General features: G+C 70.3%; 7 protein-coding genes and 1 pseudogene. 5 read left to right on the forward strand and 3 right to left on the reverse strand.

Annotated features, from left to right (window positions below):
* Positions 1–54 precede the first annotated feature (54 nt).
* From O3Q52_RS46260 to O3Q52_RS46270, 3 genes are all read left to right on the forward strand, one after another.
* The gene (locus O3Q52_RS46260; protein ID WP_269654480.1) at positions 55–1,452 is read left to right on the forward strand and encodes a PepSY domain-containing protein; all 1,398 of its coding nucleotides are present in this window, start codon (positions 55–57) and stop codon (positions 1,450–1,452) included.
* A 157-nt stretch (positions 1,453–1,609) separates the two neighbouring features.
* Positions 1,610–2,167 (forward strand): winged helix-turn-helix domain-containing protein, encoded by a 558-nt coding sequence (locus tag O3Q52_RS46265; protein WP_269654481.1) that lies wholly within the window; start codon positions 1,610–1,612, stop codon positions 2,165–2,167.
* Positions 2,164–3,432 carry an MFS transporter gene (locus O3Q52_RS46270; protein ID WP_269654482.1) on the forward strand — a complete coding sequence of 423 codons (1,269 nt, stop codon included), beginning with the start codon at positions 2,164–2,166 and terminating at the stop codon, positions 3,430–3,432. Before O3Q52_RS46265 ends, O3Q52_RS46270 begins: the two co-directional genes overlap by 4 nt.
* 22 nt (positions 3,433–3,454) lie before the next feature.
* Here O3Q52_RS46270 and O3Q52_RS46275 read toward each other — a convergent pair whose 3' ends face one another.
* From O3Q52_RS46275 to O3Q52_RS46285, 3 genes are all read right to left on the reverse strand, one after another.
* Positions 3,455–3,802, reverse strand: a complete 348-nt coding sequence (locus O3Q52_RS46275; protein WP_063997398.1) for a tetratricopeptide repeat protein — start codon at positions 3,800–3,802, stop codon at positions 3,455–3,457.
* 89 nt (positions 3,803–3,891) lie between these two features.
* On the reverse strand, positions 3,892–4,347 hold the full coding sequence (locus O3Q52_RS46280) for a MarR family winged helix-turn-helix transcriptional regulator (RefSeq protein ID WP_269654483.1): 456 nt from the start codon (positions 4,345–4,347) through the stop codon (positions 3,892–3,894).
* The gene (locus tag O3Q52_RS46285) at positions 4,344–4,826 is read right to left on the reverse strand and encodes a MarR family winged helix-turn-helix transcriptional regulator (RefSeq protein ID WP_269654484.1); all 483 of its coding nucleotides are present in this window, start codon (positions 4,824–4,826) and stop codon (positions 4,344–4,346) included. The genes O3Q52_RS46280 and O3Q52_RS46285 overlap by 4 nt, the downstream gene beginning before the upstream one ends.
* A 120-nt stretch (positions 4,827–4,946) precedes the next feature.
* Between O3Q52_RS46285 and O3Q52_RS46290 the strand changes: the two genes are divergently transcribed.
* Positions 4,947–5,912, forward strand: a complete 966-nt coding sequence (locus O3Q52_RS46290; RefSeq protein WP_269654485.1) for a pirin family protein — start codon at positions 4,947–4,949, stop codon at positions 5,910–5,912.
* A gap of 340 nt (positions 5,913–6,252) precedes the next feature.
* A pseudogene (locus O3Q52_RS46295) lies at positions 6,253–6,790 on the forward strand (hypothetical protein); the annotation flags it as partial.

Here is a 6,790-nt window from a genome sequence, read left to right on the forward strand (position 1 = left end):
CCGCACCGGCCGAGCACGGCCCGTCGTCCCCCGCCCCACCGGACAAGCCCGCCGATGACCCACGCTCCCACGACCGAGACGGACGAGTCCCCGCAAGCCGTCGCCTCCTCCCCGAAACGCGGCCCCTGGTCGCCGCTGCGCCCCCTGGTCCTGCGGCTGCACTTCTACGCCGGAGTGCTTGTCGCTCCTTTCCTCCTGGTCGCCGCCACGACCGGATTCCTGTACGCGGCGTCGTTCCAGGCCGAGAAGATCCTGTACGCGCACGAGATGACGGTCCCCGTCGGTGACGAGAAGCTGCCGATATCCGAACAGGTCGCCGCCGCCCGCAAGGCCCACCCGCAGGGCACGGTCTCCGCCGTACGCCCCTCGCCGGAGGACGACGCGACCACCAGGGTGATGCTGTCCGGGGTCCCCGGCGTCGAAGAGACGCGCACCTTGGCGGTGTTCGTCGACCCGTACACCGCCAAGGTGCGCGGCGCGCTCGAACAGTACGGATCCACCGGCGCCCTGCCGCTGCGCACCTGGATCGACGAGTTCCACGCCAACCTGAAACTCGGGCAGAACGGCCGGCTCTACAGCGAACTCGCCGCCAGCTGGCTGTGGGTGATAGCGGGCGGCGGTCTGGTGCTCTGGTTCGGCCGCCGTCGTACGCAGCGCAAGATACGCGGCACCAGCGGCCGCCGGCGCACACTCGGTCTGCACGGCACGGTCGGCGTCTGGGCCGCCCTTGGGTTCTTCTTCCTCGCGGCGACGGGACTGACCTGGTCGACGTACGCCGGCGCGAACATCGACGAACTGCGCACCTCGCTCCGCCAGGCCACCCCCGCGGTGTCGGCGGCCGTGGGCGGCGAGCACTCCGGCCACGGCTCCGCCTCGGCCGGGGGAGGCGTCGAGAACGGTGTCGGCCTCGACAAGGTGCTGGCGGCCGCGCGGGCGGAGGGTCTGGGTGACCCGGTGGAGATCGTCCCGCCCGCCGACGCCTCGTCCGGGTACGTGGTGAGCCAGGTCCAGCGCAGCTGGCCCACCAAGCAGGACGCGGTCGCCGTCGACCCGTCGAACGGCGAGGTCACCGACACGGTGCGTTTCGCCGACTACCCGGTCCTCGCGAAGCTGACCCGCTGGGGCATCGACGCCCACACCGGAGTCCTGTTCGGCCTCGGCAACCAGCTCGTGCTGATGGCCCTGGCCCTCAGCCTGATCCTCCTCATCCTCTGGGGCTACCGAATGTGGTGGCAACGCGGCCGAGCCTCGGCCTTCGGCCGCCCCATCCCGCGCGGCGCCTGGCGACAGGTCCCGGCCCACGTCCTGGTCCCCCTGACGGCGGCAATCGCAGTCCTCGGCTACTTCGTCCCCCTTCTCGGCATCCCACTGGCCGCCTTCATCGCCGTGGACGTCGTACTGGGCGAGATCGCCCACCGCCGCGGCAAGCGGACGTACGCGACTGCCAAGTAGCGGCTCGCCGTTGCCCGTACGGCCGGGTCCCTTCGGGCGGGGACCCGGCCGTACGCAACGAGGTGGCCGTAACGAGGTGCCCGCAACGATGTGGTTGCGAAGAGATGTTCGCGAAGAACTCTTCCGGAAGAGTTCTTCGCGTTCTACGCTGCGGCCCATGGCGGACGACGACATCACCCTCGACACGGCCGCACTACGAGTACTGGCGCATCCGATGCGGCTCGCACTGCTGAACCGGCTGCGCCGGCAAGGTCCGGCGACCGTGCGGCAGTTGGCCACGCACTTCGAACTGGACTCCGGCGCGGCCAGCTACCACCTGCGGCGGCTGGCGGCGGGCGGACTCATCGAGGAGGACACGGAGCGGGGAACGCGGCGGGACCGGTGGTGGCGTGCGCGGCACCGGATCTCGATGCACGACCCGTCCGCGTCACCGGACGCCACTCAAAGCCGTGCGTACGTACAGGCTCTGGCCCTGTCCGACGGCGAGATGCTGCGCAGGGTGGCCGGCGAGGTCGTACCGGTCCTGCCCGACGAGTGGTTCGGGGTCAGCGCGTTCATGAGCCAGACCCTGCACCTGACACCCGGTGAACTCGACGTGATGAAGCGGGAGTTGGCGGGAGTCATCGAGCGGTACCGGACGGGGGAGCCGACCGAGGGGGCCGAGCAGGTGGCCGTTCAGCTGCAGATGTTCCCGTTGCTCACCGACGAGACGTGACCGCGAGGCCCGCCTTCCGCGATCCCGACGTCCTGCGCTGGCTGGGCGCCTACACCACGTCGGTCACTGGCGACGTCGCCTACTTCATGGCCCTGTCCTGGGCCACTGCCCGGGTCGCTGGGCCCGCACAGGTAGGTGTCGTCCTCGCCGTCGGGGCGATACCCCGTGCCGTCCTCATGCTGGGCGGCGGTGTGCTCGCCGACCGCTTCGGCCCGCGCCGCGTCCTGATCGGCAGTGACCTCGTACGGTGCGGGGTGCTGCTCGGTGCCGCCACCGCGACCTGGGCCGGCGGCCCTCAACTATGGCTGCTGTACGCCCTGTCCATGCTCTTCGGCGTGGTCGACGCGGTGTTCATGCCGGCCGTGGGCGCCCTGCCGCCGAGGCTCACGGACCAGGGGCAGCTGGCCCGCGTACAGGGCATGCGGGTCCTGGCGGTGCGGTTCAGCAACGCGGTGGGGCCGTTGGTCGGGGCCTTCGCCCTGGCCGTGGTGGGGGCGACGGGCGCATTCGCCGTGGTGGGGGTGCTGTTCGGGGTGTCGTTGGGGCTCTTGTCGGCGGTGCGCATGAAACCGGGCGTCGTGACGACGGTCGCCACGGCGCCGGGGGAGAGGGACGTCGAGCCCGCCTCGCATCTGAGCGGTTCCGTCGAATCCGATCCGCCCCGGCCTCTGTCGGCCGACCTGCGCGACGGCCTCCGCTATCTGCGCGGTCACCGGCGGCTGCGCCGCCTCGTCTGGGTCGTCGCCCTCGGCGAGATGTGCTTCAGCGGCCCGCTCGCGGCCGGACTCGTCCTTCTCGCCGATGAACGGAAGTGGGACGCCGCCGCACTCGGCTGGATTCTCGCCGCGTTCAGCGTCGGCGGAGCCATGAGCGCCCTGGCGACGGCCGCAGCCCGCCGGGTACCACGCGCCGGAGCCGTCGTGGCGGTCTCGCTCGCCGTGACCGCCGGTCTGGTCACGGCGCTGGGCAGGGCCACGACACCAGGAACGGCTGTCGCGCTCAGCGGGCTTCTCGGTGCGGTCAGCGGTGTCGCGATGGTTCTGGGCAACGCCCTGCTGCAGAAAGAGGCCGAGCCCCGGTACCTCGGGCGCGTCACCTCCGTGACGACCCTCGGCACCTTGGGGCTCAGCCCTCTGCTCTTTCCGCTCACCGGCCTGGCCGCCGCACTCTGGGGTACGGCGACCTTCTTCGCCGGGTGCGGCGCGATCTGCGTCCTGGCGGCCGCGACCGCGCTCAGCCCGCCGCTGCGCGGTGCGCGCCTCTAGGCGCTACCTCTTCTCCCGGCACTCACAAGGACTCGAACTCGCCCGCCAGAGCCGAGGCGAGGCGGATGTGGGGCTCGGCCTCGTCGGTTCGGCCCTGGCGTTGGAGGGTGCGGCCCAGCATCAGGCGGGCGTAGTGCTCCACCGGGTCGCGCTCGATGAGTAGCCTCAACTGGGTTTCCGCGCGGCCCAGTTGGGCCGAGTGGTAGTACGCGCGGGCCAGCAGCAGTCGCGGGCCCACCTGCTCCGGCACCTCCTCGACCAGGCCGTCGAGGATGCGCGCCGAGGCGGCGTATTCCTTGGCGTCGAAGAACATCCGGGCGCGCTCCCAGCGCTCCGCGGACGTCCCGTGGTCGTAGTACGTCGTGTCCACTTCCGACCTCCTTCGACGGGCAGAACGACGCCGTTTCGTTGAATATTCCACGACCTCCGCGAGTGCCCTGGAGTGGCTGCCGGTGGCTGCTATGTCCGGGCCAGTTCGGCGTTCGCCCGCTCGGTGACGAGTGTGAGTACGCGGCCTGCCGTCGCCAGGTCCTCGGCGGGAATGTCCGCGTAGATCCGGGCGGAGATCTGGTTGGTCTCGGCGGTGACCCGCTCGTACAGCTCCCGGCCGACGGGCGTGAGCCGCAGCCCGGAACCGTCCGGCGAATCCTCCTCGACCAGCTTCGCCGTCACCAGTTCGTCGATGGTGGTCTGTACTGCCGACTCCTCGATCTTCAGCGAGCCCGTCACGTCCGCGGCCACTTTGTCACGGGCGATGGGGGTGTCCGCGATCGCGACGACCCTGAGGGTCACCGACTGGTTGAAGGTGTTGCCCGTACGCGCCAGGACGCGCTCCAGGACGGCCCGTCCCGCGTAGTGGGCCAGGGCGATGACGCGGCCGTTGACGGTGGGTGTGATGGGTGTGGCGGTGGTCATGACTGCTCCGTCTCGTTCTCGGTCGGCGGATCAAGCGGTACGTCCAGCAGGGTCGCCAGCTCGTGGCTGAAGGCCTTCGTGCGTGGGCCGTCGAGGCCCCCGAGCGGCGTCAGTAGTTGTTCCAGCAGTCCGTGCACGATCCCGATCGCGCGGCGGGTGACCTCGCGACCCTGGTCGGTGGGCGTCAGCTGCACCGCGCGGGGATCGGCGGGGTCCCGCGTGCGCTCGACGAGCCCGGCGGCCTCCAGGGCGCGGGCGAGCTTCGACACGTACAGCGGTTCGAGCCCTGTGTGGTCGGCGAGTTGCCGCTGGCTGGGGCGGATCCCGGTCCGGTGCATGCCGTACAGCGACGCCACCAGCGAATACTGCGCGTGGGTCAGGCCGAGCGGCGCCACCGCCCGGTCGACGGCGACCCGCCATTTCATCGACAGACGCCACACCAGGAAGCCGGGCGTCGCGCCCTCGGGATTCGTACTCACGAGAGATACAGTACATGGCTACTATGTACATGGCTAGTATTTTCGGCGCGGGCGCCGCGCCCGCCGATCGGCGGGTGGATGGCCTGACGAAGAGTCCTTCGCGAGGCTAGGTTGTGGGCCATGAGCAATCTTGATCGCGAGGCAGTTCCCGCTCTGTGCGGCGGCCGGGGTTTCGTGGTGGCGGAGCCGGTGCGCGAACTCCTCAGTCCCCGCCGGGTCAAGCTCGGCGAGTCCAGCGAAGTCCGCCGTCTGCTGCCCAACCTGGGCCGGCGCATGGTGGGCGCCTGGTGCTTCGTCGATCACTACGGCCCCGACGACATCGCCGAAGAGCCCGGCATGCAGGTCCCGCCGCATCCGCACATGGGTCTGCAGACCGTCAGCTGGCTCCATGAGGGCGAGGTCCTGCACCGCGACTCCACCGGCAGCCTCCAGACGATCCGGCCGCGCGAGCTGGGCCTGATGACGTCCGGCCGGGCCATCAGCCACTCGGAGGAGAGTCCCAAGTCGCACGCCCGCTTCCTCCACGGCGCCCAGCTGTGGGTCGCGCTCCCCGACAGCGACCGCCACACCGACCCGCTGTTCGAGCACCACGCCGAACTGCCCGTCGTCACCGCACCCGGCATCGAGGCCACGCTCATCCTCGGCAGTGTCGACGGGGCCGCCTCACCCGGCACGACGTACACCCCGATCGTCGGCGCCGACCTGGCCCTCGCCCAAGGTGCCGACGTACGCCTCCCGTTGGAGCCGGACTTCGAGTACGCCGTGCTCTCCATGTCCGGCGAGGCCCACGTCGACGGCGTACCGCTGCTGCCCGGTTCCATGCTCTATCTCGGCTGCGGCCGCTCCGAACTCCCCCTGCGCGCCGAGTCGGACGCGGGCCTCATGCTCCTCGGGGGTGAACCGTTCGAGGAAGAGCTGATCATGTGGTGGAACTTCATCGGCCGCTCCCAGGAGGAGATCACCCAGGCCCGCGCGGACTGGATGACGGGCTCCCGCTTCGGTGAGGTGGTGGGGTACGGCGGTGCCGCGCTGCCCGCTCCCGAACTTCCGCCCGTGCCGCTGAAGCCGCGTGGAAGGGTGCGCTGACGTGGAGTTGCGACGCGGCGGCCGCTCCACCGGGGCGCGTCGGCTTCTGCGCGGTGCCTGATGCGCCGGACCGAAGTCGTCGCGTCCCTTCTGTTTTCCGCCTGTTGGGTGCCGGGCGGCGACCCGTCCTCACGGGCGGCGAACGTGTAAGGGTCATGGACTCCTCGCGGAGAAAGTGACCGTTCCGGCGCCCGAGTCCGGCTCCTATGCCCGGATTGCGGGTGGAGGAAACTATGAATCTGGGAATTCAGTGAACATCCTGTGACCACATCCGTATCAAAGGAAAGCTTCGCCCACACCGGAAGTCCCGCCGGTTCCGAGGATGTTCTAGAGAGGCCTGATGAGACGCAACACGCGAAAGAAGTCGAAGACCACCGTTCGGGTGGTGGGCGCTGCGGCGGCACTGGCCATGGGGGCCGGCGGACTGGTCGCGGCCAACATCTACGCCTCTGCCGACGAAACCGGCGCAGCGAAGGGCACGGCCCAGAACCAGGCGTTGGCGGCCGCGTCCTCCACGATCGACTGCCCCGACGTCGGCCAGCAGTTGAAGGCGGTACCCGCCAAGGCCCGAACCCAGGTCGACAGGGAGCTTGCCCTGCTCGACAAGCAGGTGTCCGAGGCCTACCAGCGCCTCTCCACCTCCCAGCGGGCGATTCAGCAGGACGCCAACTTCGCGCAGAACGCGATCGTGAATCCGCTGAAGGACAAGCGGAAGGCGACGATCGACCGGATCGTCATCGCCATCGGCCGTGTGGGCACCAAGCCGCAGGGTCTTGAGGCGCTGGCGCCCTGTACGTTGCGCTCCACCGGCAACCAGCCCGCCGCCGGCCAGCCCGCCGCCGGTCAGCCCTCCGGCCAGCCCGCCTCCAGTCAGATCG

This window comes from Streptomyces sp. ActVer (assembly GCF_027270795.1).
GTDB lineage: Bacteria > Actinomycetota > Actinomycetes > Streptomycetales > Streptomycetaceae > Streptomyces > Streptomyces umbrinus_A.